Here is a 26,206-nt window from a genome sequence, read left to right on the forward strand (position 1 = left end):
GCAATCGTCGTGATTAAATCGATAAATTATTAACTTAATAGCTTATTTAATTAATAACTAAAAAAGACTGATAACCCATTAAGTTATCAGCCTTATTAAGCAGCAATCCCATTGTGAAAATAATAACTTATTAAGCCAATAACCTGGGGGCTTACGCTATCAGCACCAGTAGGCCATAAAGTTGACCGTGGAACGATCCAGGTCGCATTCGCCGACCAGATAGCGGCGCAGCGATTTCACCGTCGACGATTCGGCGGCGACCCAGGCGTAAAAGCTGCAGGCGCCCTCAGCCCTTTCCCACAGCACCTCGCCGCCCAGGCTGTTTTCCGCCAGCGACTGCGCTTCGGCGCGCGCAGAATCGGGAATCGTCACCCGGCGGCGCACCGACTCCAGCAACAGCGTGCCGTGCAACTGCTGCGGCCCGACGTCACGCGGCAGCCAGAACACCTCGGCAAACGGGAACTGTGCCACGCTGACGCAGTCGCCGGCCAGCGGCACTTCAAAAAAGGCCTGCACCCGCGGCGGGTTGTCCTGCTGCGCCAGACGTTCGAGGATGCCCATCGCCGCTGGCAGCGCGGTTTCATCGGCAATCAGCAGCGCCTGGTTCATCTGCGCCGGCGGTGCCCATTCATAACCGCCGCTGTCGCCGGCAAAATCGGCGTTGGGCGCCACAATCTGAATGGCATCGCCCACCTGCGCATGCGTCGCCCAGGCGGAGGCCGGGCCGTTGTCGCCGTGCAGCACAAACTCAACGTCCAGCTCCTGCCGCTCACTGCGCAGCGCACGCAGGGTATAGGTGCGCATCACCGGCCGCTGCGCCTTCGGTATCGCCATATAGTCGCGATACCAGTCATCGCCGTTTGCCAGCTGCAACGCCTGCCCTTCCGCACTCGGAAACAGCAGCTTGATACGCTGGTCCGGCGCTTCCAGTTTCATCCGGCTCACCTGCGGACCGCTGAAGACGCAACGCACCAGCGACGGGGAAATCTGGCGTTTCTCGGTTAACTGAACATCAAAAATACGATAGCTCGCGGACATCTGACGGCCTCTCCCGCTTATTTATTTTTCTCGCCGGCGCCATAGCCAGCCGCTTACGCCGCCCAGCAGGACGGCCATCGCCAGCGCCGCCGCAATCAGCTGCGACTCGCCGTAAAATTTCGCCACCGCCGGCACCATCAAAGCGCTCAGCCCGTAGCCCAGCGTGTGGCTGGTGGCGATAACCCCGGAACCTTTGCCGGTAGAGAGTTTGTCATTCAGCAGCAGCTGGTAACCCGGCGTGGCCATCGCTGCGCCAAATGACGTCAGCGCACAGCCCAGATAAAACAGCGCCAGCGGCTGCGCGCACATCAGCGCCAACCCTACCACCATCAGCAACGCGGCAATTAGCAGCAACTGCGCCGGCGGAAAACGCTGCGGCCGCACCACCAGAAACTGCGCCAGTAACGTACAGCCGGCCGCCACGCTCAGCAGGATCGCCACATGGTGGCTGACCAGCGTTGTCGAATTCTGGAAGAGCGGGGTCAGATGCGGCGCCAGCCCCAGCTGCATCAGGCTGACCGCCGCCGCCAGCAGCAGAGCGCACAGCAGGTACGGCAGCATATGCCATTGCAAACGGTTTTGCTGCTGCGCCACCGGCGGCAGCGGCGGATCGTTCTGCTGGCGGCACACCACCAGCAGGGCAAGCAATGGCGCCAGGGCCATCAGCCACAGCGGCGCCATCGGATGTAGGGAGAGCGCCAGCGCCGCGCACAGCGGCCCCAGCAGACGGCCGCAGCTCAGCCCTGAACTGATGGTGGCCAGCGCCGCCATGCGACGCTCATGGCCGGCGCGCTGCAGCGCCCAGGTCTGGCTGGCGGGCACCATGCCGGACACCGTCAGGCCGTACAGGATACGCGCCGCCACCAGAGCACCGAGGCCCGCCAGCGGGGGCAGCCAGCCTGCCGCCAACCCCCATACCGCCAGCGCCAGCAGCGCAAAGCTGAGCAGATAGCCGCCCAGCGCCATCAGCACCACATATTTACAGCCGCGCACTTCGCACTGCCGTCCCCAATAGGGGGAACCGACTAAAAACAGCATCGAACCGAGCGTCAATAATCCCGCCCAGACCGACAGCGACAGGTGGGTCATGCTGACCAATGCCGGCAGCGCCACCAATAAACCATTTTGCCCGATGCCCAATAAGCCGGCACAGAACGCCAGGGGCCAGTTGGCAGGCGCAATGTTGTCGCCTGCAAGAACGTCCGGTTGTGGGGATAGGCTCATGAAAAGTAAAGTAACCGTTAAGAAAATAAGAGTTTTACGTGCGATTTATGCTAAAAATTGTACCACGGGATTATTGTGAATGTTAACCATTCTTGATATAAGAATCATTCTCAATTGTTTCATAGTGAATCTGGGATCATGACTATTCAGTTTGCAACCGCAAAGAACGATGTGGCTGCGCAGTGTTTTCTCAACGCATTAATGCGCGAAACCCGGGATTGGCAAGTTCTTCCGGCCACCGACCACCAGCAACATCCTCAGCTCCATATTCCTCTTAATCACCATCAGGCTATCCGCATTAATCTGCGCTACACCTCACCGACGCAGCACCACCACTACCTGTTCCCGGCCTATCTGCATCAGTCAGACGACGGCCAGGCGACGGCGCTCAGCGTCGAGCAGCTGGTGGATCTGCTGCTGGCCAAGCCTGCGGTAAAAGGCGAACTGAACGACCAGACCGTGGCGCGCTTCCGCCAGCGCGTACTGGAGAGCCACGACAATACGCAGCAGGCGATCGCCGTGCGTCTCGACTGGCCGACGCTGCGCGACCGGCCGCTGAACTTCGCGCAGGCGGAACAGGGATTGCTGGTCGGCCACGCGTTCCACCCGGCGCCGAAATCCCACGAACCGTTCGATCCGCAGCAGGCGCGGCGCTATCTGCCGGACTTCGGCGCGCGCTTCCCGCTGCGCTGGTTTGCCGCCGACAAGCGCGTGGTGTGCGGCGACAGCCTGACTCTGACGCTGCAACAGCGGCTGCAGCGCTTTGCCGCCGAAAGCGCGCCGCAGCTGCTGGCGCATTTTACCGATGACGTCTGGCTGCTGCCGATGCATCCGTGGCAGGCCGACCATCTGCTGGCCCAGCCGTGGTGCCAGTCGCTGGTTGAACAGGGGCTGCTGCGCGATCTGGGCGAGGCCGGCGCACGCTGGCTGCCGACCAGTTCCTCCCGCTCGCTGTACAGCGAAAGCAACCGCGACATGATCAAATTCTCCCTCAGCGTGCGCCTGACCAACTCGGTGCGTACGCTGTCGGTCAAAGAAGTCAAACGCGGCATGCGGCTGGCGCGGCTGGCGCAAACCGAGCGCTGGCAGACGCTGCAGGCGCGCTACCCCACCATGCGCGTGATGCAGGAAGACGGCTGGGCCGGTCTGCGCTCCGCAGACGGCGAGATTCAGGAAGAGAGCCTGATGGCGCTGCGGGTCAACCTGCTGTTCGATCGCCCTGATACGCAAACCAACGTGCTGGTGACGCTGACCCAGGCCGCGCCGGACGGCGGCGACAGCCTGCTGGCGGCGGCGGTGCGCCGCCTGGCCGCACGCCTTGATCTGCCGCTGGCGCAGGCCGCGCGCTGCTGGCTGGACGCTTACTGCAACCACGTGCTGCTGCCGCTGTTCAGTACCGAAGCGGACTACGGCCTGGTGCTGCTGGCGCACCAGCAAAATATTCTGGTGGAGATGCAGCAGGATCTGCCGGTCGGCATGCTGTACCGCGACTGTCAGGGCAGCGGTTTTACCCACAGCGCGACGCCGTGGCTCGATCAGATCGGCGAAGCCGAAGCGGAAAACCGCTTTAGCGAACAGCAACTGCTGCGCTACTTCCCCTACTACCTGCTGGTGAACTCCACGCTGGCGGTCACCGCCGCGATGGCCGCCGCCGGTTTCGACAGTGAACAAAACCTGATGGGACAGGTGCGCGACGCGCTGGCCGGCCTGCGCGCTACGGCGCTCGACACCCGCTGCCTGGACTACGTATTGGACAGCAGCCACTGGAACTGCAAGGGCAACTTCTTCTGTTACCTGCACGACCATAACGAAAACACCATCGTCGACCCTGCGGTGATCTACTTTGATTTCACCAACCCGCTGCGCGCGCAGGAGGATAAATAATGTCGATCGCCAAACTGATGCATGCCGCCGGCGGCTTCCGCTGCGAAATGCTGGCGCAAAACCTGCCGCTGAGCCTCGGGCTGGACGGCAGCGCGGTACTGCACCCGCCGGGCGTCGCCCTGCCCGACGGCTGGCTGGTGCAGGCGCTGGATCAGCTGCTGGTCGCCGCGCCGCAGCTGACGGGCATCGCCCTGCCGTATGCCGCATGGCGTGAAGAGCCGCAGGCGCAGGCGCTGTTCACCCTGGCGCACGGCGACTATCTGGCGCGTGAAGCCTTTTACCAGCTGCCGCTGTGGCTGACGGCACCGCGCGCGCCGGCCGGCGGACAGATGCAGTACGACGCCGAGCGCGAGCTGTGGTTTCCGCAGCGCCCGGCGCGTCCGCAGGGCGAGGTCTACCGCCGTTTCGACCCGCAGATCAAGCACACGCTGAGCTTCCGCCTGCCGGAAGTGGCGCAGGATGCGGAGCGCTTCACCCGCTGGATGAACGCCCCGCGCGTCGCCGCATTCTGGGAGATGACCGGCCCGCAGGAACAACAGGCGGCCTATCTGCAGCGTCAGCTGGATTCCAGCTACTGCTATCCGCTGCTGGGCTGCTTCGACGACCAGCCGTTCGGCTATTTCGAAGTCTACTGGGCGGCGGAAGACCGCATCGGCCGCCACTACCGCTGGCAGCCGTTCGACCGCGGCCTGCATATGCTGGTGGGCGAAGAAGCGTGGCGCGGCGCGCAGTTTATCCGCAGCTGGCTGCGCGGGCTGACCCACTATCTCTATCTGGACGAGCCGCGCACCACCCGCGTGGTGGCCGAGCCGCGCGCCGACAATCAGCGCCTGTTCCGCCATCTGCCGGCGGCCGGCTACCAGACGGTGAAGGAGTTTGATTTCCCGCATAAGCGCTCACGCCTGATCGTCAACCAACGTCACGATTTCTTCCAGGGGCAAGCGGTATGAATCTCACGGAATACACGGACTGGCAGCACGTAAACCGCCAGATGATCGCCAAGATCCTGGCGGAACTTGAGTATGAACGCACGCTGCGCGCCGAAGCCGAAACCGAGGGCTGGCAGCGCATCGCGCTGGGGGATACGGTCTACCGCTTCCGCGCCCGGCGCGGCATCTGGGGCTGGCTGCATATCGACGCCGATTCGCTCTCCTGCGGCGACCAGCCGCTGGCGGCCGACCAGACGCTGCGCCAGCTGGCGCAGGTGCTGACCATGAGCGACGCGCAAATCGCCGAGCACCTGGAAGATCTGTACGCCACCCTGCGCGGCGATCTGCAGCTGCGGGCGGCGCGCCACGGCATGAGCGCCCAGGATCTGATCGCGCTGGATCCTGATGAGCAGCAGTGCCTGCTGGCCGGCCACCCGAAGTTTATCTTCAATAAAGGCCGGCGCGGCTGGGGGCTGGAGGCGCTGCAGCGCTATGCGCCGGAGTATCAGGGTCAGTTTTGCCTGCACTGGGTGGCGGCGCGGCGCGACAACTTCGTCTGGTGCGCCGATGACGACTATCCGCTGGATAACCTGCTGGACAGCGCCATGGACGTCAGTGAGCGTCAGCGTTTCGAACGGCGCTGGCAGGAACTGAAGCTGACGCAGGATTGGATTCCCGTGCCGCTGCATCCGTGGCAGTGGCAGCAGAAAGTCGCCCTGCACTTCCTGCCGCAGCTGGCGAGCGGCGAACTGGTGGAGCTGGGGGAATTCGGCGATCGCTATCTGGCCCAGCAATCGCTGCGCACGCTGACCAACGTCAGCCGCCGCTCGGCCTTTGATATCAAGCTGCCGCTGACCATTTACAACACCTCCTGCTACCGCGGTATTCCCGGTAAATATATCGGCGCCGGCCCGGCGGCCTCCCGCTGGCTGCAGCAGATCTTCGCCGGCGACGCCACGCTGCGCGCCAGCGGCGCCCAGATTCTGGGCGAACCGGCGGCCGGCTACATGGCGCACCAGACCTACGCCAGCCTGCCGCAGGCGCCCTACCGCTATCAGGAGATGCTCGGCGTGATCTGGCGTGAAAATCCGTCCGGCTATCTGCAGGAAGGTGAGCAGGCGATACTGATGGCGACGCTGATGGAAACCGACAACCACGGCCAACCGCTGATCGCCGCCTATATTGAGCGCTCCGGCCTCAGCGCCGAGGCCTGGCTGACGCAGATGTTCCGGGCGGTGGTGATCCCGATGTACCACCTGATGTGCCGCTACGGCGTGGCGTTGATCGCCCACGGCCAGAACATCACGCTGGTGATGAAGGATTACGTGCCGCAGCGCGTGCTGCTGAAGGATTTTCAGGGCGATATGCGCCTGGTGGAGCAGGAATTTGCCGAAGCGGCGTCGCTGCCGCAGTCGGTGAAGGACGTCACCGTGCGCCTGCCGGCCGACTACCTGATTCACGATCTGCAGACCGGCCACTTTGTCACCGTACTGCGCTTTATCTCCCCGCTGATGGCCAGTTGCCAAATCAGCGAAGAACGTTTTTATCAACTGCTGGCGACGGTGCTGCAAGACTATATGGCGCAGCACCCGGACATGGCGGAACGCTTTGCACTTTTCAGTCTGTTTAAACCACAAATTATTCGCGTGGTGCTCAACCCGGTGAAACTTACCTATTCAGAACACGATGGCGGCAGCCGCATGTTGCCGAACTATCTGCAGGATCTGGATAACCCGCTTTATTTGGTCTCCAAGGAGTCTGCCCAATGAATCAGCCCCTCGATTTCATCGGCATCGGTATCGGTCCGTTCAACCTCAGCATTGCCGCGTTGGGCAGCGAAGTCGACGGTTTCAACAGCCTGTTTCTCGAACGCAAGCCGCACTTCTCCTGGCACCCGGGCATGATGGTGCCGGATTGCCATATGCAAACCAGCTTTCTCAAGGATCTGGTCAGTGCGGTGGCGCCGACCAACCCGTACAGCTTTCTCAACTATCTGGTAAAACGTAAAAAGTTCTACCGCTTCCTGACCACCGAACAGCGCACCGTATCGCGCGAAGAGTTTGCCGACTACCTTGACTGGGCGGCCAACGGACTCAGCTCGCTGGCATTCAGCCAGGAGATCCAACGGGTGGAATTCAACGATACGCAGCGGCTGTTTGAGGTCACCACCCAGCGCGGCACCTTCCGGGCGCGCCACGTGTGCCTTGGCATCGGTAAAAAACCGCTGCTGCCGGAGTGCGTCAGCGAGCAGAACGATCGCTGCTTCCACGCCAGCGAAATGGCGCTGCGCAACCCGGATCTGGCCGGCAAACGCGTCACCGTGGTCGGCGGCGGCCAGAGCGGCGCCGATCTGTTCCTGAATATTTTCCGCGGCGAGTGGGGCCAGCCGGTACAGCTCAACTGGGTATCGCGCCGCAACAACTACAATGCGCTGGACGAAGCGGCGTTCGCCAACGAGTACTTTACGCCGGACTACGTGGAAAGCTTCTATACCCTGAACGACAGCGCCAAGCAGCGCATGCTGACGGAGCAGAAGATGACCTCGGACGGCATCACCACCGAGTCGCTGCTGGCGATTTACCGCGCCATGTATCACCGCTTTGAAGTGCTGCGCGAAACGCCCTGGGCGCGCCTGCTGCCCAGCCGCTCGCTGGCGGCGATGCAGCCGCAGGGCAACGGCTACCAGCTGGTCACCCACCACCACCTCGATCAGGGTAAAGAAACCTTTGACAGCGACGTGGTGATTTTCGCCACCGGCTATCAGCCGGAGCGCCCGGCGTTTCTGGCGCCGCTGGCCGACCGGCTGCGGCTGACCGACGACGATAACTATCGCGTGGCGCCGGACTTTACGCTGGAATGGGACGGGCCGGCGGAAAACTGCCTGTTTGCCGTCAATGCCGGCATGCACAGCCACGGCATCGCCGAACCGCAGCTCAGCCTGATGGCCTGGCGCGCGGCGCGCATTCTCAACCGGGCGCTGGGGCAGGAAGCGTTTGATTTAACCTCAAGCCCGTCGCTGATTCAGTGGCGTAGCCAACAATCCGGGGCGACAGCACGAAATGAGCAATCTATGCTGAATTATTCTGAATTTTAGTTTTTAATATTCATCCCTGCGGCGAGCAAGGCGCGCGAAGCCGCGTCCGCCGCCGGGATGCGCAATAATCACAACAACGGGAAAGATTGAGAATAACGATGAAACGCAAGCACCTCTGGATACTGAATCCCTGCCTGCTGGCCATGCTGGCGCCGACCGCCTGGGCGGACGATCAAAAAAATGAAGACCAGTTGGTCGTTTCCGCCAACCGTATGCACCGCAGCGCGACGGAAATGGCGCAGACAACCTGGGTGATTGAAAGCCAGGAAATTGAACAGCAGGTGCAGGGCGGCAAAGAGATCAAAGAGATCCTCGCCCAGCTGATCCCGGGGATGGACGTCAGCAGCCAGGGGCGCACCAACTACGGCATGAACATGCGCGGCCGTTCGATGCTGGTAATGATTGACGGCGTGCGCCAGAACTCCTCGCGCACCGACAGCCGTCAGCTCGACTCGATCGACCCGTTCAATATCGACCATATTGAAGTGATCTCCGGCGCTACTTCGCTGTTCGGCGGCGGCAGCACCGGCGGCCTGGTGAATATCGTCACCAAAAAAGGCCAGCAGGAAAAACAGGTGGAGCTGCAAATCGGCGGTAAAACCGGCTTCGGCGGCCATAACGACCACGATGAAAACGTGGCGGCGGCGGTCAGCGGCGGTAACGAACACGCCTCCGGGCGCCTGTCGGTCTCCTATCAGCGCTACGGCGGCTGGTATGACGGCAAGGGCAAAGAGGTATTGATCGACAATACCCAAACCGGCCTGCAATATTCCGACCGCATCGACGTGATGGGCACCGGCACCCTGAATATTGACGACCACCAGCAGCTGCAGCTGACCACCCAATATTACAAAAGCCAGTCTGACGGCGACCACGGCCTGTATCTGGGGGAGAATTTCTCGGCGGTCACCGGCAACGGCACCGCCTCCAACAGCGGCAACCTCGACTCCGACCGTATTCCCGGCACCGAACGTCATCTGATCAACCTGCAGTACTCCAACACCGATTTCTGGGGCCAGGATCTGGTGGCGCAGGTCTATTACCGCGATGAGTCGCTGACCTTCTACCCGTTCCCGACCCTGAGCAAACAGGGCGACGTCACCAGCATCGGCGCGTCGCAGCAGAAAACCGACTTCTACGGCGGCAAGCTGACGCTGAACAGCAAGCCGGTCGACGGCCTGACGCTGACCTACGGCGTCGACGCCGAGCATGAAAGCTTTAACGCCAACCAGCAGTTCTTCGATCTGGATAAGGCGAAGCAGTCCGGCGGCATGCACCTGGAGAACAGCTACAACGTCGGCCGTTACCCCAGCTACACCACCACCAACCTGGCGCCGTTCCTGCAGGCCAGCTACGACATCAACCCAATCTTCACCCTGAGCGGCGGCGTGCGCTATCAGTACACCGAGAACAAGGTGGATGATTTCGTCGGCTACGCGCAGCAGCAGGGCATCGCCAACGGCCTGGCCAACTCCGCCGACGCCGTGCCGGGCGGTAAAACCAGCTACAACAACGCGCTGTTCAACGCCGGCCTGCTGGCGCACCTGACCGAACGCCAGCAGCTGTGGTTCAACTTCTCGCAGGGCTTCGAGATCCCGGATATCGCCAAATACTACGGTTCTGGCAACTATGATCTGGTTAACGGCCACTATCAGCTGAAAAACAGCGTCAACGTCAATAACTCCAAGCTCGACGGCATCAAGGTCAACGCTTACGAGCTGGGCTGGCGCTACACCGGCGATAACCTGCGCACGCAGGTGGCGGCTTACTACTCGCTGTCCGACAAGACCATTTCGATCAACAAGACCGATATGACCATCAACCTCGACGACGATAAGCGCCGGATTTACGGCGTGGAAGGGGCGGTGGATTACTTCTTCGACGACGGCGAATGGAGCACCGGCGCAACCTTCAACCTGATCAAGTCGCAGACCAAGGTTGACGGCAAGTGGGAGAAACTGACGGTCGATACCGCCAGCCCGTCAAAAGCCACCGCTTACGTCGCCTGGGCGCCGGGCGACTGGAACCTGCGCATGCAGTCGCAGCAGACCTTTGACGTCTCCGATGCCGACGGTAAAAAAATCGACGGCTATAACACCGTCGATTTCCTGGGCAGCTACATGCTGCCGGTGGGGAAAATCAGCTTCAGCATCGAGAACCTGCTGGACAAAGACTACACCACCACCTGGGGCCAGCGGGCGCCGTACCTGTACAGCCCGACCTACGGCGCGCCTGAGCTGTATAGCTACAAAGGCCGCGGCCGCACCTTTGGTCTGAACTACTCGGTACTGTTCTGATCCCTGCCCGAACGGGGGCGCGCCGCGCCCCCGCTTTTCCCTTATGACGATATCCCGGCGGTTTCGCCCTCGCCGCTTGTCTGCCGGCCAATTCCCGGCTGCTCGACGCGAATCAGCGGACAGAGGAAAAACGCCAGCACATACAGCGCCGTGTACGCCACCACCACGCCGATGGTGCTGAAGTACGGCAGCAGCACCACCGCAATCGCCGGCGCCAGGAAGTTCGACATGCCGGCAGACAGGTTATACACCGAAATCGCCGCGCCTTTATGCTTCGGCTCCAGCGCCGGGAACACCGCCGCCATCGGCACGAACGCCGCGACGAAGATCCCCAGGGCAACCGCCGGAATCAACGCCATGGCGAAGTTATGGCCGAAATGCTGCGGGATGTAGTAAAACGCCAGACTGGAGAGCGCCATGCCCACGCAGCCGAACCAGCGCACCACCTTCATCCAGCCCATCTTCTCCGCCACAATGCCCCAGAATACGTTGGAGAAAATGGTGGTAAAGAAGAACACCGCCCATACCTGCAGCCACTCCGGCGTGGTGAAGCCCAGCTCATCGACGAACATCAGCGGCATGATGACCGCAAAGCCGAACAGCGACAGCGTGTTGATAATACGCACCATGCTGGAGAGCAGAATGCTGCGGTTGGTGTACAGCAGCGTCACCGCGCGGCTCAGTTCGCCGAACTTCTCGCGGGTGGTGAGGTTGCGCATATGGCGCGGCGTTTCGGTATTGCGCAGCGCCACCATCGAGATAATGCCGCCGATCACACAGAACACCAGCGCCAGCCACAGGGTGCCCAACTCACCGATCTGCGGAATGGTAAAGCTCGGAATATAGCTGCCGAGCACGCCGATGCCGATGGAATACACCGCCCAGAACCAGCCCAGCGCCGAGCTCGCCCTGTCGCTCGGCACGTTATGCACGATGGCGACGATAAAGGCGTACAAGAACAGCGGATAGGCCAGGCCGCGAATGCCGTAAAACAGCAGAATCAGCGGATAGTTGGCATCGCCCAGGCCGAACACCAGGAACAGCACGTGGAAAATGCACCACATGACAAAGCCGATCATCATGGTTTTCTGCGGAGTGATAATCTCCGCCACCACGCCGGAGATCCAGGCGGCCAGCGCCGCCGCCAGCCCGTAAAGGGTGAAGGCGAAAGAGGCCTGCGCCGGCGTAAAGCCCAGCTCTTTAATGTAGTGCGACAGGAAGGCCAGCTCGAAACCGTCGCCGGTCATAAAGACCGCAATGGCGATATATCCCCATATCAGGTTCAGGGGCAGTCCGAGCCACTGTTTGTTGTTTACCGACATAATGACCTCGTTTTCAGGGTACTGAGGGCCGCCCTGCGAGCGGCCGCGATGTATTATTGTTATTAAAATCAGTGCTTACGGTAATTCAGGTCGTTGACATACAGCGCATTGAACTGTGCATAGCGCGTCATCAGCCGCTGATGTCGCACCGCCTCCGGACGCCAGGTGCGGAAGATTTCCGGCTTTTCACACACCGCCGCCAGCGGCTTGCCGGCCGCCAGACAGGCCAGACGCGCCGCGCCCAGCGCGCCGCCGGTTTCGCCGCCTTTATGCGTCACCACCGGCAAATTCAGGATGTCCGCCAGCAGCTGCGCCCAGAACGGGCTGCGGGCGCCGCCGCCCACCAGCGAACACTGTTCGATACGGGTGCCGCTCTCCTGCAGCACCCGCAGTCCGTCCGCCATGCCGAAGCTCACGCCTTCCAGCACCGCGTAGCCCATCAGCGCGCGCTGGCTGGCATGGTTCAGCCCCCAGAACATGCCGCCCGCGTCCGGGTCGTTATGCGGCGTGCGCTCGCCGGACAGGTAGGGCAGAAACAGCGGCGCGGCGGCTTTTTCTTCCTCGCTCAGCTGGGCAATCTCCTCCAGCAGCGCGTTTTCCGTGACCCCCACCAGCCGGCAGAACCACTGCAGACAGCTGGCGGCGCTGAGCATCACGCTCATCTGGTGCCACAGATTCGGCAGCACGTGACAAAAAGCGTGCACCGCCGACTGCGGCGCCGGCCGGTAAGCCTCCGTGACCACAAACAGCACGCCGGAGGTGCCCAGAGAAATAAACGCATCGCCCGGCGACACCGCGCCGACGCCGATGGCGCTGACGGCGTTATCACCGCCGCCGCCGGCCACCAGCACCGATGGGTTCAGCCCCCAGCGCGCGGCCAGCTGCGGCTCCAGCGTGGCGGAAACCTCACAGCCTTCCACCAGCGCCGGCATATGACGCCGCGACAGGCCGCACTTATCCAACAGCGCGTCCGACCAGTCGCGGCGCGCCACGTCCAGCCACAGCGTGCCGGCCGCGTCCGACATATCGGAGATTTTTTTACCGGTCATTTGGTAGCGCAGATAATCCTTCGGCAGCAGTACCGTCGCGATGCGGGCAAAATTGTCCGGTTCATGGCGGCGCACCCACAGCAGCTTCGGCGCGGTGAAGCCCGGCATGGCCAGATTGCCGGCCACCTGATGCAGTTCCGGCGCGATGTCTTCCAGTTCCACGCACTCCTGCGCGCTGCGGGTGTCGTTCCACAAAATAGCCGGCCGAATAACCTCATCGTTGTCATCCAGCAACACCGCGCCGTGCATCTGCCCGGACAGCCCTATCGCCTTGATGGCTGACCAGTGCTGGCCGCACTTTTCACGCAGCGTGGCCATCAGATAGTCCGTCGCTTCCCACCAGGCCTGCGGCGCTTGTTCCGACCAATGCGGCTGCGGTCGCTGGATAGTCAGCGGCGCGCTGTGGCTGGCGACAATCGCGCCATTTTCATCCACGATCAGCGCCTTGACTTCGGATGTGCCAAGATCGATGCCTAAATACATAGCCGCCCCTCAGTTAATCAGCGCGTAAACCGCGGCAATCTTCTCGCGCAGCAGCGCGACAAAATCCGCCCGCTGCGTCAGTTCGCCAAACAGCGCGCTGTCCTGCGCATAGGCGGCAATCGGATCGTCCGATTCGAACATCGCATGCACCGCCGGCGCATTGAGAATGCCGTCCTGATAGTCGTACGGCAGCCCCCCTGATGCCATCGCTCCATAAAGACAAAGAACAGCGCCGGCAGCATGGCGGTGGCCTCCGGCCGCGCGCCGCGCTGGTAGCACTCCTGCAGGGTAGGTGCAATCATCGCCGGGATCTTGGAGAAGCCGTCCGCCGCCACCCGCTGGTTGGTATCCTGAATATGGGGATTGGTGAAACGCTTGAGCACCACGTCGCGGTAGGCGGGCAGATCGATGCCGTTGTCCCCTAAGCTTGGGATCACGTCCTGTGTGACATAGCGGTCGGCAATGGCGTAAACCGCGGCGGTCAGCGTACTCTCATGGATATATTGCTGACCGAGCAGCGTACCGGCCCAGGCGATGCAGCTGTGCGAAGCGTTAAGAATGCGGATTTTCGCCTCTTCGTAAGGGATCACCGATTCCACCAGCTCCACGCCCACGGCGGCCAAGTCCGGGCATCCGGCGCGGAAATTATCTTCCACCACCCACTGGATAAAGCTCTCCCCCATCACCGGCGCTTGATCGTCGATCCCGGTTTGCGCCTTGATGCGCGCCGGCAGATCCGCCGCCGGACGCGGCGTGATGCGGTCAACCATGGTATTCGGACAGCTGGCGTTGGCCGCCAGCCAGTCGCTGACCGCACTTTTGCCGGTCAGCTGCAGGAATTCCGTCAGCCCGTCGTGGAAGCGATCGCCGTTGTGGCGCACGTTGTCGCAGCTCAGCAGCGTTAACGGCCCGGCATTCTGCGCCATCCGCTGTTCCATAATTTTGGTAATCGCGCCGTAAATGGTTTTGCAGTCACCGTTCAGGTCGGCCGCCAAATCGGCATTCTCCACGTCCAGTTTGTGGCGGGTATTCAGGTAGTAGCCGCCTTCGGTCACGGTAAACGCGATCACTTTCGTCTGCGGCCGGGCGCCCTCCTCAATCAGCGGCTGCAGATCCGGCTGCCACGGCAACAGCGTCTGAATCGAAGTAATCTCTTCATACTCGCGCTCGCCGTCCGGGCTGACGGTTTCCAGCACATAGCGCCCGTCTTGCGCCGCCAGCGCCTGCACCACCTGTTCCGCATCATTACGGATATTGCCGGCGGCAATATGCCAGCGCCGGTCGCCGCCGGCGATCAGACGGTGCAGATACCACGCCTGATGCGCGCGGTGAAAAGATCCCAGACCGATATGCAGCCACGTGTTTTGATCGTTGTTCATGGTTCAACTCCCCAGTACGGTTATGCCGCCCACTGTAGATGATCATTTGAGTTGAATAAGAGCCATGGATCACAAAAGAGCAAAAGACCAATAAAATTACATATGCCCAGAAATGAGCAAATAACTTGCCTGAAGACATAGCTGGCGACACAATGAAAGCCTTGTTCCGACAGGCGCTTTTCCGCTTTCATTTACATGCGGACAGCGCGCTGACAGAGGCTCCCCCGCGCGCATTACGCCGCTACCGGGGGGCGGGCGTGAGGCTTTTACCTGAGGCAGAGTTCGTGAGTAAAGAAGATGATATCCGGCTGGATCAGAAGGTCCGCGCCGCGTGGATGTACTACATCGCCGGTCTTAACCAGAGCGAAATCGCCAGCCAGCTCGGCACATCACGGCCGGTAGTGCAACGGCTGATCGCGGCGGCAAAGGAAGAAGGCATTGTCTCGATCGGGCTGCATCACCCGGTGGCCAACTGTCTGGACTATGCGCAGCTGCTGCAGGAAAAATATCGCCTGCTGGAGTGTAACGTGGTGCCGGCTTACGGCGGCGAGGGAACGCTGGACAGCGTCTCTTTCGGCTGCCAGCAAATCATGGCGCGCTACCTGCGTGACGCCGAGGCCAAGGTGATCGGCATCGGCTCCGGGTTGACGCTGAAAAAAACCATCCACCGCATCGACTTCAGCAGCCAGAACGCCCGCTGCGTCGCCCTGATCAGCGCCATGAACGAAAACGGCGAGTGTAACTATTACGACGATGTGCCGCTGCTGCTGGCGCGGAAAATCCAGGCGAAGTACTACCAATGGCCCGCACCGCGCTACGCGCAAACCACGCAGGAGCACGCCATGTGGAGCGGCAGCCGGCTGTACCGCAACGTCTCGGCGGTGGCGGAAAACTCGGACGTGATCTTTGTCGGCATCGGCGCATTGGGCACGCAAAGCCCGATCTTCAAAGACGGCTTTATCGACCAGCCGCAACTCGCCGAGCTGACCGCGCTCGGTGGGGTCGGTGAAATACTGGGGCGCTTTATCGACGGCGACGGGGAAGTGCTCGACTGTGCGATCAACCGGCGCAATACCAGCTACGATATCCGCCGCAGCGATTGCCCGCGCATCGCCGCAGCCTGCGGTGAAGATAAACGGCCGGCGATACTGGCGGCGCTGAAAGGTGGCTGGATCAATGGGCTGGTGACCGACGAGCACAGCGCCCGCTGGCTGCTGACGCGCTGAACCCGGCGCTGCGCACACCGCGCGGCGCAGGATGTGCTGAATCGCAGAAACGAAAAGGCCCGATGTTATTTGTTAATAACATCGGGCCTGAATAGTGGCGGAACGGACGGGGCTCGAACCCGCGACCCCCTGCGTGACAGGCAGGTATTCTAACCAACTGAACTACCGCTCCGCGTCGTTCCCTCTTGCGGGGGAACGACGCGAATATTACGGATGAGCGCGCATTCCGTCAACGCCTTTTTTTCGGGAAAAACGCCGTTTGCACAGTTTTTCAGCTAACCGGGCAAGCGAGTGATTTTATTGCGCTTTTTTTCGCCGTGAAACGCCGTTATTCTGCGCGCCACAGGCAGTTGCCGCCGCCCTTTTTCGCCACCAGATCCAGGCGCGCCTCATGGGCAACCAGCTCTTCATCGCTGGCGTACACCACTTTCATCGCATTAGCCGGACGCACGATACGCTGCACCTCCTGCACCGAGTCGCTCTGCTGGGTATCCCCTTCCATCTGGAACGCCATCGAAGTCTGGCCGCCGGTCATCGCCAGATAGACTTCCGCCAGGATCTCGGCATCGAGCAATGCGCCGTGCAGCGTACGCTTGCTGTTGTCGATTTCGTAGCGGCTGCACAAGGCATCCAGGTTGTTGCGCTTGCCCGGGAACAGGCGGCGCGCCATCATCAGGCTATCGGTGATGGTACAGAAGGTATCGGTATTCGGGATATCCCGCTGCAGCATGCGGAATTCGTGATCCATAAAGCCGATATCGAACGATGCGTTATGAATAACGAGTTCGCCACCGCGGATAAAGTCGAGAAACTCGTCGGCAATCTGATCGAAGGTGGGCTTGTCAGCCAGGAATTCATCGCTGATGCCGTGAACGCCGTAGGCTTCCGGATCCACCAGCCGATCGGGTTTGACATACACATGATAGTGGCGGCCGGTCAAACGCCGGTTGATCACCTCTACCGCACCGATTTCGATGATGCGGTGCCCTTCATAGTGAACCCCTAGCTTGTTCATACCGGTGGTTTCGGTATCAAGAACGATCTGTCTGGTTGGTGTAGTGATCATATTGCAGTGCTCATCGCGCTCGTTTATGTCAGACTTGGCTTTTAAAACCTAATTAGGAAGAGTCTACCAGAGATGCTCAAACAGGTAGAAATTTTCACCGACGGCTCATGCCTTGGCAACCCCGGCCCCGGTGGTTACGGCGCTATTTTGCGCTACAAGCAGACGGAAAAAAGCCTCAGCGCCGGCTATCGGCTCACCACCAACAACCGCATGGAGCTGATGGCGGCGATTGTCGCGCTGGAAACCCTGACCGCCCCCTGTGCGGTGGTGCTCAGCACCGACAGCCAGTACGTCCGTCAGGGGATCACCCAGTGGATCCACAACTGGAAAAAGCGCGGCTGGAAAACCGCCGACAAAAAGCCAGTCAAGAATGTCGATCTGTGGCAACGGCTGGATCTGGCGATCGCCCGCCATACCGTGCAGTGGGAATGGGTCAAGGGCCATGCGGGCCATCCGGAGAATGAACGCTGCGACGTGCTGGCGCGCGAGGCGGCCGGCAACCCGACTCAGGAAGACAGCGGCTATCAACCGGACGCCTGATTACGGCAGTTTGCGGTAGCTCTTGGTCGCGCCGACCGCGCGGCCAAGGGACGGTTTACGCGCCCCCATTCTCAGCGGCGTCGGCGTCAGCGGCAAGGTGCGCTTACGCGCCACTATCAAGCTCATACAGCCCAGCGCCGGCAGATGCGTGCTGAGAAACTGCCCCCCTTTGCGATGCCACGGCAACACGTGGAAGCGCGTCTGACAAAGCACTTCATAATTCAACAGGCTCAGCCAGTCCAACAGCCGCATCTGCGTGAACATGCGGCTGGCGTACGGCTGACGCTGACGCAGCCGCGGCACCAGTTTTGCCAGCCCCAGCAGGCTGAACGGGTTAAAGGCGCTGATCACCAGCCAGCCGTCATCAACCAGAATGCGGTCCACCTCACGCAGCATACGGTGCGGATCGTCGGCGTAGGGCAGGCTGTGGGCCAGCAGGCAGGCATCCACCGACTTGGCGGCAAACGGCAGTTGGTAGACGTCGGCGCGCACCTGGAGCGCCGCGCCGCTCATCCCCACGTTGACCTGGTGGGAGATGGCGCACTTGTCAGTGGTCAGCTCCGCGCTCAGGCTACCGATTTTCAACAGATGAAAACCAAACAGTTTCGGCCACCAGGGTTGCAACTGCTGCTCCAGCGCTGCACGATAATATTCCCCCCATGGCAACTCGGCCCACGACTGCGGACTATGAAGCTTTTGTAGAGTGTGGGCTGGTTTCATGATTTATTATCTTCTTTCAAGCCGTTGCCAACGAGAGGTGTCCCATGAATCTTATCAGCATTCCTGCCTTCCAGGACAATTACATTTGGTTATTAGACGACCAGCAAGGCCGCTGCGTCATTGTCGATCCGGGCGAGGCGCCGCCGGTGCTGGCGGCATTGCAGCGCCTGCAGCTGACGCCGGACGCCATCCTGCTGACCCATCATCACCACGACCACGTGGGCGGCGTCGCGCAAATTGTCGCGCAATATCCGGCCCTGCCGGTATACGGCCCGCAGGAAACCGCCGATAAAGGCGCGACGCAGGTGGTTAAAGGCGGTGATACGATCGATGTCGGCGGCAGAAACTATCAGGTGATGGCGGTTCCCGGCCATACGCTGGGCCATATCGCCTTTTACAGCGCTCCTTATCTGTTCTGCGGCGATACGCTGTTTTCCGCCGGCTGCGGACGTTTATTTGAAGGCACCGCAGAGCAGATGTACCACTCATTGCAACAATTCATGCAACTTCCCGATAACACCTTAATTTGCTGCGCTCATGAATATACGCTGGCAAATCTTAAGTTTGCACGGGCTATTCTGCCGCAAGATCGACAAATAGAAACATATCAGCAACAGGTTGAGGCATTACGGGCAAAAGGCCAACCCAGCCTGCCGACAACCCTGCAATTAGAGCGAAAAATAAACGTATTCTTACGTTGCCATGACACTGATTTACAAAAAGAATTAGGCTTTAACTCTCCACCGGACGACCTTGCTTCGGCTTTTTCCGAATTACGCCGCCGGAAGGATACCTTTTGAAGCTTTTGGTTGTGTTGATTGGCGAAGCACAGTATTATTGCTCGTCTTTTAAGCAACCACATTGACACACACATGAAGGCTAAAGCGATATTACTCGCCTCAGTCTTGCTTGTTGGTTGCCAGTCGTCCAAGCAGGACGCGCCGGCTCCAGAACAGCATGCACAGAGTTTGTCTTCGGCAGGTCAAGAAAGTGAAGCAGGAAAGTACACAGCAAATAGTCGAGCGAGCTCGGCGCAGTGGCTGAATAAAAACGGCAACAGCGCCCAGCAGCAAGATCTGTGGAACTTCATTAGCGACGAGCTGAAGATGGAGGTTCCGGAAAACTCCCGGATCCGTGAACAAAAAAGAAAGTATTTAAAAAGTAAGAGCTATCTCCACGATGTAACATTACGGGCTGAGCCGTACATGTACTGGATAGTCGAGCAGATTAAAAAACGCAATATGCCGATGGAACTGGTACTGCTACCCATAGTGGAGAGCGCTTTTGACCCACACGCGACCTCGAGCGCCAACGCCGCAGGGCTTTGGCAGATCGTGCCGCAAACGGGTCGTAACTATGGTTTAAAGAACAACAAATGGTATGACGGACGTCGTGACGTCGTCGCCTCAACCACGGCGGCGCTGAACATGATGGAATACCTGAACCGCATGTTTAAGGGCGACTGGCTGCTGACCGTTGCCGCCTATAACAGCGGCGAAGGTCGCGTGATGCGCGCCGTCAAGGCGAACCGCCGCCAGGGCAAACCGACCAACTTCTGGGCATTGTCGCTTCCGCGTGAAACGTCAATCTATGTCCCGAAAATGCTGGCGCTGAGCGAGATTATCAAGCACAGCAAAAAGTATGGCGTGCGTTTGCCGAAAACGGATGAAAGCCGGGCGCTGGCGCGTATCGACGTCGGCCAGCAGATGCGTCTGACCCAGGCGGCCGAGCTGTCCGGGCTGTCGCTGACCAAGATTAAGGCGTTTAATCCGGGTTACAAAAAAGGTGTGACCGCGCCTAACGGGCCTCATTACATCATGGTTCCCCAAGGGCATGCCGATCAGCTGAAAGGGTCGCTGGCTAACCGCGAGGTTGCCGTGACACAGCCAACCACCCAGTTGGCGAAAAACAGCGGCCTGACCGGCGGCAGTACCTATAAAGTGCGCTCCGGCGACACCTTATCGGGCATTGCCCAGCGGCTGAACCTCAGCACCAGCGATCTGCAGAGCTGGAACAACCTGCGCAGCAAAAGCACGCTGAAGGTTGGACAAACGCTGCAGGTAGCCCGCAATGGCGGCAGTAACAGCAGCATCACCTACCGCGTACGCAAAGGTGACTCGCTGGCCAGCATTGCGCGTCGTCACGGCGTTGAAATTAACGACGTGATGCGCTGGAACAGCGCGCTCGAACGCAAGAACAGCAGCTTGCAGCCGGGCCTGACGCTGACGTTGTTTGTGGACAACAATGCCTCGCCGGATACCTGACCGCGCGTAAACGTAAAAAAGCACCTTTCGAGGTGCTTTTTTATTGCCTGCAACCAGGCTAACGCGCCGGCTGAAACTCCACCAGCAGCGGATTATGATCCGAAGCGCGCGTCACCAACACCGACGCCTCCGCCACGCCCAAATCACGGTAGAACACAAAATCCAGCGGACGGCCAAAGGCTTTGCGCCGATGATCGTCAGTAAAGTTCACCTCGCGCAGCGCCATATCGCTGGCAAACTGATACAGCGCATTGATGCGCCTGCGGCTCCAGGCGTTAAAATCCCCCGCCATAATCACCGGCCCCTGATGGCTGGCAATCTGTTCGCCAATCGGCCCCAGCTGTTTACTGTAAACGTCCACGCCCAGGCTGAAGTTCACCGCATGGATGTTCACCACCATCAGCAATTCATTGTTAAATAACGGATAGACGGTAATCAGCGCCGATTTCGCCAGACGCAGCAGCGGCTCTTTTTCACGCAGCGGGCAACAATACACCGGGTGCGCCGCCGCCAGCGTCATCACGCCGGAGGGATGTTGCGGCAGGGAAAAGGCCGGCACCTGATCGGCCGCCAGATAGTTCGACGTGGCGAACTGCACCAGCTCCGGCGTGGTTTGCGCCTCCTGTAACAGTACCAGCTGCGCGTCTTTGCCAAAGCTTTTCAGCACCGACAGCCAGTCGGCGCGCTGCTGCTTGAAGATATTCCAGACCATCACCCGCAGCGCGCCGCCGGTAGGCAACGCGGCGCCCGGCGGCAACGGGGCATTGTGGGCGCCAGGGAAAATGCGTTCTACTGGCTGGCCTGCGACATACCGCATGGCGTAAGTTCGTTTCGGCACGCTATTCGCCTATTTCCCGTTGGATGAAAGGGCGGTAATTATTCCCGCCAACAATGAATTGATTATACGCCGCTCCTGGCCGCTTGTTAGGCTTTCCGCTGCATAACCTTAAATGTTATAGGGGCGACGCTGCGGGTTTTCAATCATAAAGGCGTCCCCCGTCTGTAAAGATAGTCGCTTATTTACTGCCGCATTCAGTTCCCGCCACGCCGGTTCAGATTGATGACGCCCGTTATCCCCTTTATGCTTAACTGATAAAAATGCTCAAAGTTTTAAGTCAGCCTTGCTAGCGGAGCAACAATGAAAGCGAATTCGGATGAACTGATCACCTTTGTCACGGTGGTGGAAAACGGCAGTTTCAGCCGCGCGGCGGAGCGCCTGGGCCAGGCCAACTCCGTGGTGAGCCGCACGGTAAAAAAACTGGAAAACAAGCTGGGGGTGACCCTGCTCAACCGCACCACCCGGCAAATCAGTCTGACGCAGGAAGGAGAAAGCTATTTCCGCCAGGTGCAGAAGGTGCTGACAGAGATGGCGGCGGCGGAAAATACGCTGATGGAGAGCCGCCAGCGGCCGCAGGGACTGCTGCGCGTCGATGCCGCCACGCCGGTGGTGCTGCATGTCCTGACGCCGCTGGTGGCCGAGTTCCGCACGCTGTATCCCGACATGTCGCTGTCGCTGGTCTCGTCGGAAACCTTTATCAATCTGATCGAACGCAAGGTGGATATCGCCATTCGCGTGGGGGAACTCACCGACTCCAGCCTGAAGGCGCGCAAACTGATGAACAGCTACCGTCAGGTGCTGGCCTCGCCGGCCTATCTGGAAAAATACGGCACGCCGACCACCGTGGAGGAGCTGCATCAGCACTGCTGCATCGGCTTTAACGATCTGGTGGCGCTCAATCGCTGGCCGCTCTCCTGCGCCGACGGCCGTCAACTGGAGATCGAACCGGGGCTGACCAGCAACAGCGGTGAAACCCATCGCCATCTGTGCCTGTATGGCAACGGCATCGCCTGCCTGTCCGACTTTATGATTGGTGAAGACGTGAAGCGCGGCGATCTGGTGCCGATCCTGACCGAACAGACGCTGCCGCTCGCCATGCCGATAAATGCGGTGTACTACAGCGACAGCGCGGTCAGTAACCGGCTGCGCAGCTTTATCGATTTTATCAGCGCACGTCTCGGCCCGGTTCAGCCATAAAACAGGCGCCTTACGGCGCCTGCGTCATGATGAGCGGCGGTTCCGCTCGGATATGGCTACGGCCAGCGGCGCAGAACCAGCGAGGTGTTAATGCCGCCGAAGGCGAAATTGTTCGACTGAACAAATTCGGTCTCAATGGCGCGGTAATCCCCCATGATGTAGTCCAGATCGCCGCAGGCGCTGTCCGGCTCGCTCAGGTTAATCGTCGGTGCAAACCGACCGTCGCGCATCATCTCCAGCGCCAGCCAGGCTTCCAGCGCACCGCAGGCGCCCAGCGTATGGCCGAAATAACTTTTCATCGACGAAATTGGCGTACGGTTGCCGTAGATCGCCGCGGTCGCCAGACTCTCGGCAATATCGCCCCGCTCGGTAGCCGTGCCGTGCGCGCTGATATAACCGATATCCGCGGCCGTCAGACCGGCGGCATCCAGCGCCTGCTGAATGCAGATCTGCATGGTTTCACGCTGCGGCTGAGTAATATGTGCGGCGTCGCAGTTGGTGGCAAAGCCGACAATCTCGCCGTAAATCGTCGCGCCGCGCGCCTGCGCATGTTCCAGCGATTCGAGGATCAGCGTCGCCGCGCCTTCGCCGATCACCAGCCCGTCGCGCTGACGGTCAAACGGTCGCGGCGTCAAATCCGGCCGCTGATTCTGCTGGCTGGTGGCGAACAGGGTATCGAACACCGCCGCCTCTGACGGGCACAGCTCCTCCGCGCCCCCCGCCACCATCACCGTTTGGTAACCGTGGCGGATGCTCTCATAGGCATAGCCAATCGCCTGACTGCCGGAGGTGCAGGCGCTGGAGGTCGGGATCACCCGGCCGCGCAGGCCGAAAAACAGGCCGGTGTTGACCGCGGCGGTGTGCGGCATCATCCGCACATAGGTGGTGCCGGTAATATTGTGGGTGTGCTTTTCGGTCAGCATGGTGGCGAACTCGCTCACCGAGTCGGTGCTGCCGCTCGACGAACCGTAGGCGATGCCGGTCGCGCCGCTGGTCAGCACCGCGTCCTCCAGCAGGCCCGCCTGTCCGAGCGCCAGCTCGGTGGCGCGGGTCGCCAGCAGCGACACCCGCCCCATGGAGCGAATGCGTTTACGCGTGTAGTGCTCCGGCAAGGTAAAGTCCTCTACCGGCGCGCCCAACCGCGCATTCAGCCCCCGATACGCTTCCCACTGAGCCATATAGCGCACCGCGCTTTTCCCCTGCCGCAGACGCGCGTCAATCTGCTGCCAGTCGTTGCCGAAGGCGGTGATGCCCGCCATGCCGGTGATCACCACCCGCTGCGTCATACCATGCCTCCGTTAATGGAAATCACCTGCCGCGTCACATAGCCGGCAATATCTGACATCAGGTAGCTGGCCAGCCCGGCAACCTCCTCCGCCGTGCCCATCCGTTTTAACGGAATGGCGCGCATCGCCTCATCCCGCGCCAGTGGCTCCATATCAATCATGCCGGTATCAATCAGTCCGGGAGCAATGCAGTTAACGGTGATTTTGCGCTTCGCCAGTTCAATCGCCAGCGCCTTGCAGGCGCCGATCACCCCCGCCTTGGCGGCGCTGTAGTTGACCTGCCCGCGGTTGCCCATCACGCCGGACACCGACGACAGTGCGATAATTCGCCCGCCTTTGCGCAGACCGATCATCGGCATCACGCACGGATGCAGCACGTTATAAAAACTGTCGAGATTGGTGTGGATCACGCCGTCCCAGTCCCCGTCGCTCAGCGCCGGAAACGCGCCGTCACGGGTGATGCCGGCGTTATTCACCACGCCGTAGTAGGCGCCGTGGCGCTCGATATCCTGCTCCAGCCGCTCGCGGCACTGGACGCGGCCGCTGATGTCAAACTGAATCAGCCGCCCCTGACCGCCGGCCGCCGTGATGTGCTGCAGCGTCTGTTCTGCGCCGACCTTGTCGCGGTGATAGTGCACCACCACATAAAAACCATCGGCCGCCAGACGGCAGGCGATCGCCTGCCCGATTCCTTTGCTGGCGCCGGTAACTAAAACGGAACGCGTCATGCGTTGCCCCCTGGATTGGTGAGTTGAGTAATTTCCTGTTGGTCGGGCTGGTAGGTATTAAGTCTGCCGTGTGCAACCTGCCGCCCATTCAGCGTCAGCGCGCATTCGAAACAGGCCAGCTTCTCATCCTGAAACAGCAGCCGGGCGCTGACCACCAGCTCACTGCCGGCGGCAAACGCCGGCTGCTCGCAGTGAATGGCGCGGCCGCCCAACAGCATGCCCAGCGCCGGCGACCGGCCGGACTGGCGCCCGTGCCAGCCGCTCCAGACGCCGATGGTCTGCGCCATCAGTTCGACCGCATACCAGGCGGGCAGTGCGCCCTGTGCGTCGAGAAATGGCGCCAACACGCCGCGACTGCAGACGCTGACCGCGCAGCAGGCGCCCTCTTCATCCACGCTGACAACCCGCTCCAGCAGCACCATCGGCGCCGCATGCGGCAAATAGTATTCAGCAGCCTGATAACCACTCATGGCAGCGCTCCTAACAGCAGGCAGGCATTATTGCCGCCAAAAGCAAATGAATTCGATAAAATCGTCCGCCGCGTCAGCGCCTGCGGCGCGGTCAGCAAATCGATCGTCGCCAGTTCGTCATCGCGCGGCGCCTGGCTGAAATCCTGCGCCGGCAGCGGCAGATCTTCCGTCAGCAGCAGCCAGCTCAGCCCGGCCTCCACCGCGCCGGCGGCGCCCAGCGTATGGCCGGTCAGATGTTTGGTCGAACTGCACGGCGTGGCGGAGCCAAAGATACGCTGCACCACCTGCGCTTCCATCGCGTCATTCAAGCGGGTCGCGGTGCCGTGCAGGTTGATGTAGCCAATATCCTGCGGCTGCAGCCCGGCGCTCTGCAGCGCCATCGCCATCGCCCGTTCCGCCCCCAGCCCCTGCGGATGCGGCGCCGACATATGCCAGGCGTCGGACGATTCGCCCACGCCCAGCAGCGCCACCGGCGCCGGCTCTGAGCTCAGGAGGATCAGCGCCGCGCCTTCGCCGATATTGATGCCGCTGCGCCCTTGGGCAAACGGCGTACAGCGCGTTGCCGACAGCGACTCCAGGCTGCGGAAACCATTAATCGCCATCCGGCACAGGCTGTCGGCGCCGCCGACAATCGCCGCATCCACCAGCCCGGCGTCGATCAGCCGTTTACCGCTGATGATCGCCCGCGCGCTGGAAGAACAGGCGGTCGACAGCGTATACGCCGGCCCCTGTACGCCAAGCAGCGCGCCAAGAAACTGAGCCGGATCGCCCAGCTCTTGCTGGGCATAATCATAGCCCGGCGGCCAGACGCCGTGCTGCTGGTAATACTGCAGCCCCAGTTCTCCTTCGTGGATCCCCGAGGTGCTGGTACCGAGGATCACCGCCACGCGATCCGCGCCGTAGCGCGCTATCGCGTCCTCAACCTGCGGCGCAATCTGCGCCAGCGCCGCCAGCAGCAGGCGGTTATTGCGCGAATCATGACGGCGCAGCGCCGCCGGCACCGCCGGCAAGCTGTCTTCCACCGCGCCATACCATGACGGCTCATCGCCCAGCAGCCACTGGGTTTGCGGCTGCATGCCCGGCGCATGACCCGAACGCAGACTATGCGCGGTTTGCGCCAGAGTCGTGCCCAGGGCGCTGACCATGCCCAATGCGGAGAAATAAATCATCGC

Annotated in this window: 21 protein-coding genes, 1 tRNA gene and 1 pseudogene; 10 read left to right on the forward strand and 13 right to left on the reverse strand. The window is 60.9% G+C overall.

Going from position 1 to position 26,206, the window contains the following annotated elements:
* Positions 1 to 159: 159 nt before the first annotated feature.
* Positions 160 to 1,038, reverse strand: a complete 879-nt coding sequence (locus tag FO014_RS05425) for a siderophore-interacting protein (RefSeq protein WP_160028205.1) — start codon at positions 1,036 to 1,038, stop codon at positions 160 to 162.
* A 21-nt stretch (positions 1,039 to 1,059) separates the two neighbouring features.
* Positions 1,060 to 2,262, reverse strand: coding sequence for an MFS transporter (locus FO014_RS05430; protein ID WP_105229911.1), 1,203 nt, complete (start codon positions 2,260 to 2,262; stop codon positions 1,060 to 1,062).
* A gap of 138 nt (positions 2,263 to 2,400) precedes the next feature.
* Here FO014_RS05430 and FO014_RS05435 point away from each other — a divergent pair, with 138 nt between their 5' ends.
* The 5 genes from FO014_RS05435 (at position 2,401) to FO014_RS05455 (ending at position 10,466) form a co-directional block, all read left to right on the forward strand.
* A complete protein-coding gene (locus FO014_RS05435; protein ID WP_105229910.1) occupies positions 2,401 to 4,146 on the forward strand; it encodes an IucA/IucC family protein in 1,746 nt (581 codons plus the stop codon).
* Positions 4,146 to 5,096 carry a GNAT family N-acetyltransferase gene (locus FO014_RS05440; RefSeq protein ID WP_201282918.1) on the forward strand — a complete coding sequence of 317 codons (951 nt, stop codon included), beginning with the start codon at positions 4,146 to 4,148 and terminating at the stop codon, positions 5,094 to 5,096. The genes FO014_RS05435 and FO014_RS05440 overlap by 1 nt, the downstream gene beginning before the upstream one ends.
* The gene (gene iucC / locus FO014_RS05445; protein WP_160028207.1) at positions 5,093 to 6,844 is read left to right on the forward strand and encodes an IucA/IucC family protein; all 1,752 of its coding nucleotides are present in this window, start codon (positions 5,093 to 5,095) and stop codon (positions 6,842 to 6,844) included. The genes FO014_RS05440 and iucC overlap by 4 nt, the downstream gene beginning before the upstream one ends.
* Positions 6,841 to 8,169, forward strand: a complete 1,329-nt coding sequence (locus FO014_RS05450) for a lysine N(6)-hydroxylase/L-ornithine N(5)-oxygenase family protein (protein WP_105229907.1) — start codon at positions 6,841 to 6,843, stop codon at positions 8,167 to 8,169. The genes iucC and FO014_RS05450 overlap by 4 nt, the downstream gene beginning before the upstream one ends.
* Positions 8,170 to 8,267: 98 nt before the next feature.
* Positions 8,268 to 10,466 (forward strand): TonB-dependent siderophore receptor, encoded by a 2,199-nt coding sequence (locus FO014_RS05455; RefSeq protein ID WP_160028209.1) that lies wholly within the window; start codon positions 8,268 to 8,270, stop codon positions 10,464 to 10,466.
* 41 nt (positions 10,467 to 10,507) lie between these two features.
* Here the strand turns inward: FO014_RS05455 and FO014_RS05460 are convergent, their stop codons facing one another.
* From FO014_RS05460 to dalD, 3 genes and pseudogenes are all read right to left on the reverse strand, one after another.
* Positions 10,508 to 11,788 (reverse strand): RbtT/DalT/CsbX family MFS transporter, encoded by a 1,281-nt coding sequence (locus FO014_RS05460; protein WP_105229905.1) that lies wholly within the window; start codon positions 11,786 to 11,788, stop codon positions 10,508 to 10,510.
* 68 nt (positions 11,789 to 11,856) lie between these two features.
* Positions 11,857 to 13,320, reverse strand: coding sequence for a xylulokinase (xylB, locus tag FO014_RS05465; RefSeq protein ID WP_160028211.1), 1,464 nt, complete (start codon positions 13,318 to 13,320; stop codon positions 11,857 to 11,859).
* Between the two features lie 9 nt (positions 13,321 to 13,329).
* Positions 13,330 to 14,699: pseudogene (gene dalD, locus FO014_RS05470) on the reverse strand (D-arabinitol 4-dehydrogenase).
* 284 nt (positions 14,700 to 14,983) lie between these two features.
* Between dalD and FO014_RS05475 the strand changes: the two are divergent.
* A complete protein-coding gene (locus FO014_RS05475; RefSeq protein ID WP_111737679.1) occupies positions 14,984 to 15,925 on the forward strand; it encodes a sugar-binding transcriptional regulator in 942 nt (313 codons plus the stop codon).
* Between the two features lie 95 nt (positions 15,926 to 16,020).
* On the opposite strand, the gene FO014_RS05480 is transcribed toward FO014_RS05475, so the two are convergent.
* Positions 16,021 to 16,097: transfer RNA gene (locus FO014_RS05480), tRNA-Asp, on the reverse strand.
* A 156-nt stretch (positions 16,098 to 16,253) separates the two neighbouring features.
* Complete coding sequence (dnaQ, locus tag FO014_RS05485; RefSeq protein ID WP_160028213.1) at positions 16,254 to 16,991, reverse strand: DNA polymerase III subunit epsilon; 738 nt, start codon at positions 16,989 to 16,991, stop codon at positions 16,254 to 16,256.
* Positions 16,992 to 17,063: 72 nt separating this feature from the next.
* Between dnaQ and rnhA the strand changes: the two genes are divergently transcribed.
* Complete coding sequence (gene rnhA / locus FO014_RS05490; protein WP_015671062.1) at positions 17,064 to 17,531, forward strand: ribonuclease HI; 468 nt, start codon at positions 17,064 to 17,066, stop codon at positions 17,529 to 17,531.
* On the opposite strand, the gene FO014_RS05495 is transcribed toward rnhA, so the two are convergent.
* Positions 17,532 to 18,251, reverse strand: coding sequence for a class I SAM-dependent methyltransferase (locus FO014_RS05495; protein ID WP_105229900.1), 720 nt, complete (start codon positions 18,249 to 18,251; stop codon positions 17,532 to 17,534).
* Between the two features lie 44 nt (positions 18,252 to 18,295).
* On the opposite strand from FO014_RS05495, the gene gloB reads away from it, so the two are divergent.
* Together gloB and mltD are read left to right on the forward strand one after the other, a co-directional pair.
* Complete coding sequence (gene gloB, locus FO014_RS05500; RefSeq protein ID WP_105229899.1) at positions 18,296 to 19,051, forward strand: hydroxyacylglutathione hydrolase; 756 nt, start codon at positions 18,296 to 18,298, stop codon at positions 19,049 to 19,051.
* Positions 19,052 to 19,123: 72 nt separating this feature from the next.
* On the forward strand, positions 19,124 to 20,515 hold the full coding sequence (gene mltD / locus FO014_RS05505) for a murein transglycosylase D (RefSeq protein ID WP_105229898.1): 1,392 nt from the start codon (positions 19,124 to 19,126) through the stop codon (positions 20,513 to 20,515).
* A gap of 58 nt (positions 20,516 to 20,573) precedes the next feature.
* Here mltD and FO014_RS05510 read toward each other — a convergent pair whose 3' ends face one another.
* On the reverse strand, positions 20,574 to 21,353 hold the full coding sequence (locus FO014_RS05510; protein ID WP_160028215.1) for an endonuclease/exonuclease/phosphatase family protein: 780 nt from the start codon (positions 21,351 to 21,353) through the stop codon (positions 20,574 to 20,576).
* Between the two features lie 300 nt (positions 21,354 to 21,653).
* Here FO014_RS05510 and yafC point away from each other — a divergent pair, with 300 nt between their 5' ends.
* Positions 21,654 to 22,550, forward strand: coding sequence for a DNA-binding transcriptional regulator YafC (gene yafC, locus FO014_RS05515; protein WP_111737681.1), 897 nt, complete (start codon positions 21,654 to 21,656; stop codon positions 22,548 to 22,550).
* A 56-nt stretch (positions 22,551 to 22,606) separates the two neighbouring features.
* On the opposite strand, the gene FO014_RS05520 is transcribed toward yafC, so the two are convergent.
* Genes FO014_RS05520 through FO014_RS05535 form a run of 4 tightly spaced genes read right to left on the reverse strand, consistent with a single transcriptional unit; the run spans position 22,607 to position 26,203 of the window.
* Positions 22,607 to 23,836, reverse strand: a complete 1,230-nt coding sequence (locus FO014_RS05520) for a beta-ketoacyl-ACP synthase (protein WP_160028217.1) — start codon at positions 23,834 to 23,836, stop codon at positions 22,607 to 22,609.
* Positions 23,833 to 24,564 carry a 3-ketoacyl-ACP reductase FabG2 gene (locus FO014_RS05525; protein WP_160028218.1) on the reverse strand — a complete coding sequence of 244 codons (732 nt, stop codon included), beginning with the start codon at positions 24,562 to 24,564 and terminating at the stop codon, positions 23,833 to 23,835. Before FO014_RS05525 ends, FO014_RS05520 begins: the two co-directional genes overlap by 4 nt.
* Positions 24,561 to 25,034, reverse strand: coding sequence for a hotdog family protein (locus tag FO014_RS05530; RefSeq protein WP_160028220.1), 474 nt, complete (start codon positions 25,032 to 25,034; stop codon positions 24,561 to 24,563). Before FO014_RS05530 ends, FO014_RS05525 begins: the two co-directional genes overlap by 4 nt.
* Positions 25,031 to 26,203 carry a beta-ketoacyl-[acyl-carrier-protein] synthase family protein gene (locus FO014_RS05535; RefSeq protein ID WP_160028222.1) on the reverse strand — a complete coding sequence of 391 codons (1,173 nt, stop codon included), beginning with the start codon at positions 26,201 to 26,203 and terminating at the stop codon, positions 25,031 to 25,033. Before FO014_RS05535 ends, FO014_RS05530 begins: the two co-directional genes overlap by 4 nt.
* Positions 26,204 to 26,206: the final 3 nt, after the last annotated feature.

The sequence above is a fragment of the Serratia rhizosphaerae genome (assembly GCF_009817885.1).
Classification (GTDB): Bacteria; Pseudomonadota; Gammaproteobacteria; order Enterobacterales; family Enterobacteriaceae; genus Serratia_B; species Serratia_B rhizosphaerae.

What these genes read in the sequence shown, in the direction of transcription:
- FO014_RS05425 (WP_160028205.1), bottom strand. Translation starts at nt 1,038, where the DNA reads ATGTCCGCGAGCTATCGTATTTTTGATGTTCAGTTAACCGAGAAACGC.
- FO014_RS05430 (WP_105229911.1), bottom strand. Translation starts at nt 2,262, where the DNA reads ATGAGCCTATCCCCACAACCGGACGTTCTTGCAGGCGACAACATTGCG.
- FO014_RS05435 (WP_105229910.1), top strand. Translation starts at nt 2,401, where the DNA reads ATGACTATTCAGTTTGCAACCGCAAAGAACGATGTGGCTGCGCAGTGT.
- FO014_RS05440 (WP_201282918.1), top strand. Translation starts at nt 4,146, where the DNA reads ATGTCGATCGCCAAACTGATGCATGCCGCCGGCGGCTTCCGCTGCGAA.
- iucC (WP_160028207.1), top strand. Translation starts at nt 5,093, where the DNA reads ATGAATCTCACGGAATACACGGACTGGCAGCACGTAAACCGCCAGATG.
- FO014_RS05450 (WP_105229907.1), top strand. Translation starts at nt 6,841, where the DNA reads ATGAATCAGCCCCTCGATTTCATCGGCATCGGTATCGGTCCGTTCAAC.
- FO014_RS05455 (WP_160028209.1), top strand. Translation starts at nt 8,268, where the DNA reads ATGAAACGCAAGCACCTCTGGATACTGAATCCCTGCCTGCTGGCCATG.
- FO014_RS05460 (WP_105229905.1), bottom strand. Translation starts at nt 11,788, where the DNA reads ATGTCGGTAAACAACAAACAGTGGCTCGGACTGCCCCTGAACCTGATA.
- xylB (WP_160028211.1), bottom strand. Translation starts at nt 13,320, where the DNA reads ATGTATTTAGGCATCGATCTTGGCACATCCGAAGTCAAGGCGCTGATC.
- dnaQ (WP_160028213.1), bottom strand. Translation starts at nt 16,991, where the DNA reads ATGATCACTACACCAACCAGACAGATCGTTCTTGATACCGAAACCACC.
- rnhA (WP_015671062.1), top strand. Translation starts at nt 17,064, where the DNA reads ATGCTCAAACAGGTAGAAATTTTCACCGACGGCTCATGCCTTGGCAAC.
- FO014_RS05495 (WP_105229900.1), bottom strand. Translation starts at nt 18,251, where the DNA reads ATGAAACCAGCCCACACTCTACAAAAGCTTCATAGTCCGCAGTCGTGG.
- gloB (WP_105229899.1), top strand. Translation starts at nt 18,296, where the DNA reads ATGAATCTTATCAGCATTCCTGCCTTCCAGGACAATTACATTTGGTTA.
- mltD (WP_105229898.1), top strand. Translation starts at nt 19,124, where the DNA reads ATGAAGGCTAAAGCGATATTACTCGCCTCAGTCTTGCTTGTTGGTTGC.
- yafC (WP_111737681.1), top strand. Translation starts at nt 21,654, where the DNA reads ATGAAAGCGAATTCGGATGAACTGATCACCTTTGTCACGGTGGTGGAA.
- FO014_RS05520 (WP_160028217.1), bottom strand. Translation starts at nt 23,836, where the DNA reads ATGACGCAGCGGGTGGTGATCACCGGCATGGCGGGCATCACCGCCTTC.
- FO014_RS05525 (WP_160028218.1), bottom strand. Translation starts at nt 24,564, where the DNA reads ATGACGCGTTCCGTTTTAGTTACCGGCGCCAGCAAAGGAATCGGGCAG.
- FO014_RS05530 (WP_160028220.1), bottom strand. Translation starts at nt 25,034, where the DNA reads ATGAGTGGTTATCAGGCTGCTGAATACTATTTGCCGCATGCGGCGCCG.
- FO014_RS05535 (WP_160028222.1), bottom strand. Translation starts at nt 26,203, where the DNA reads ATGATTTATTTCTCCGCATTGGGCATGGTCAGCGCCCTGGGCACGACT.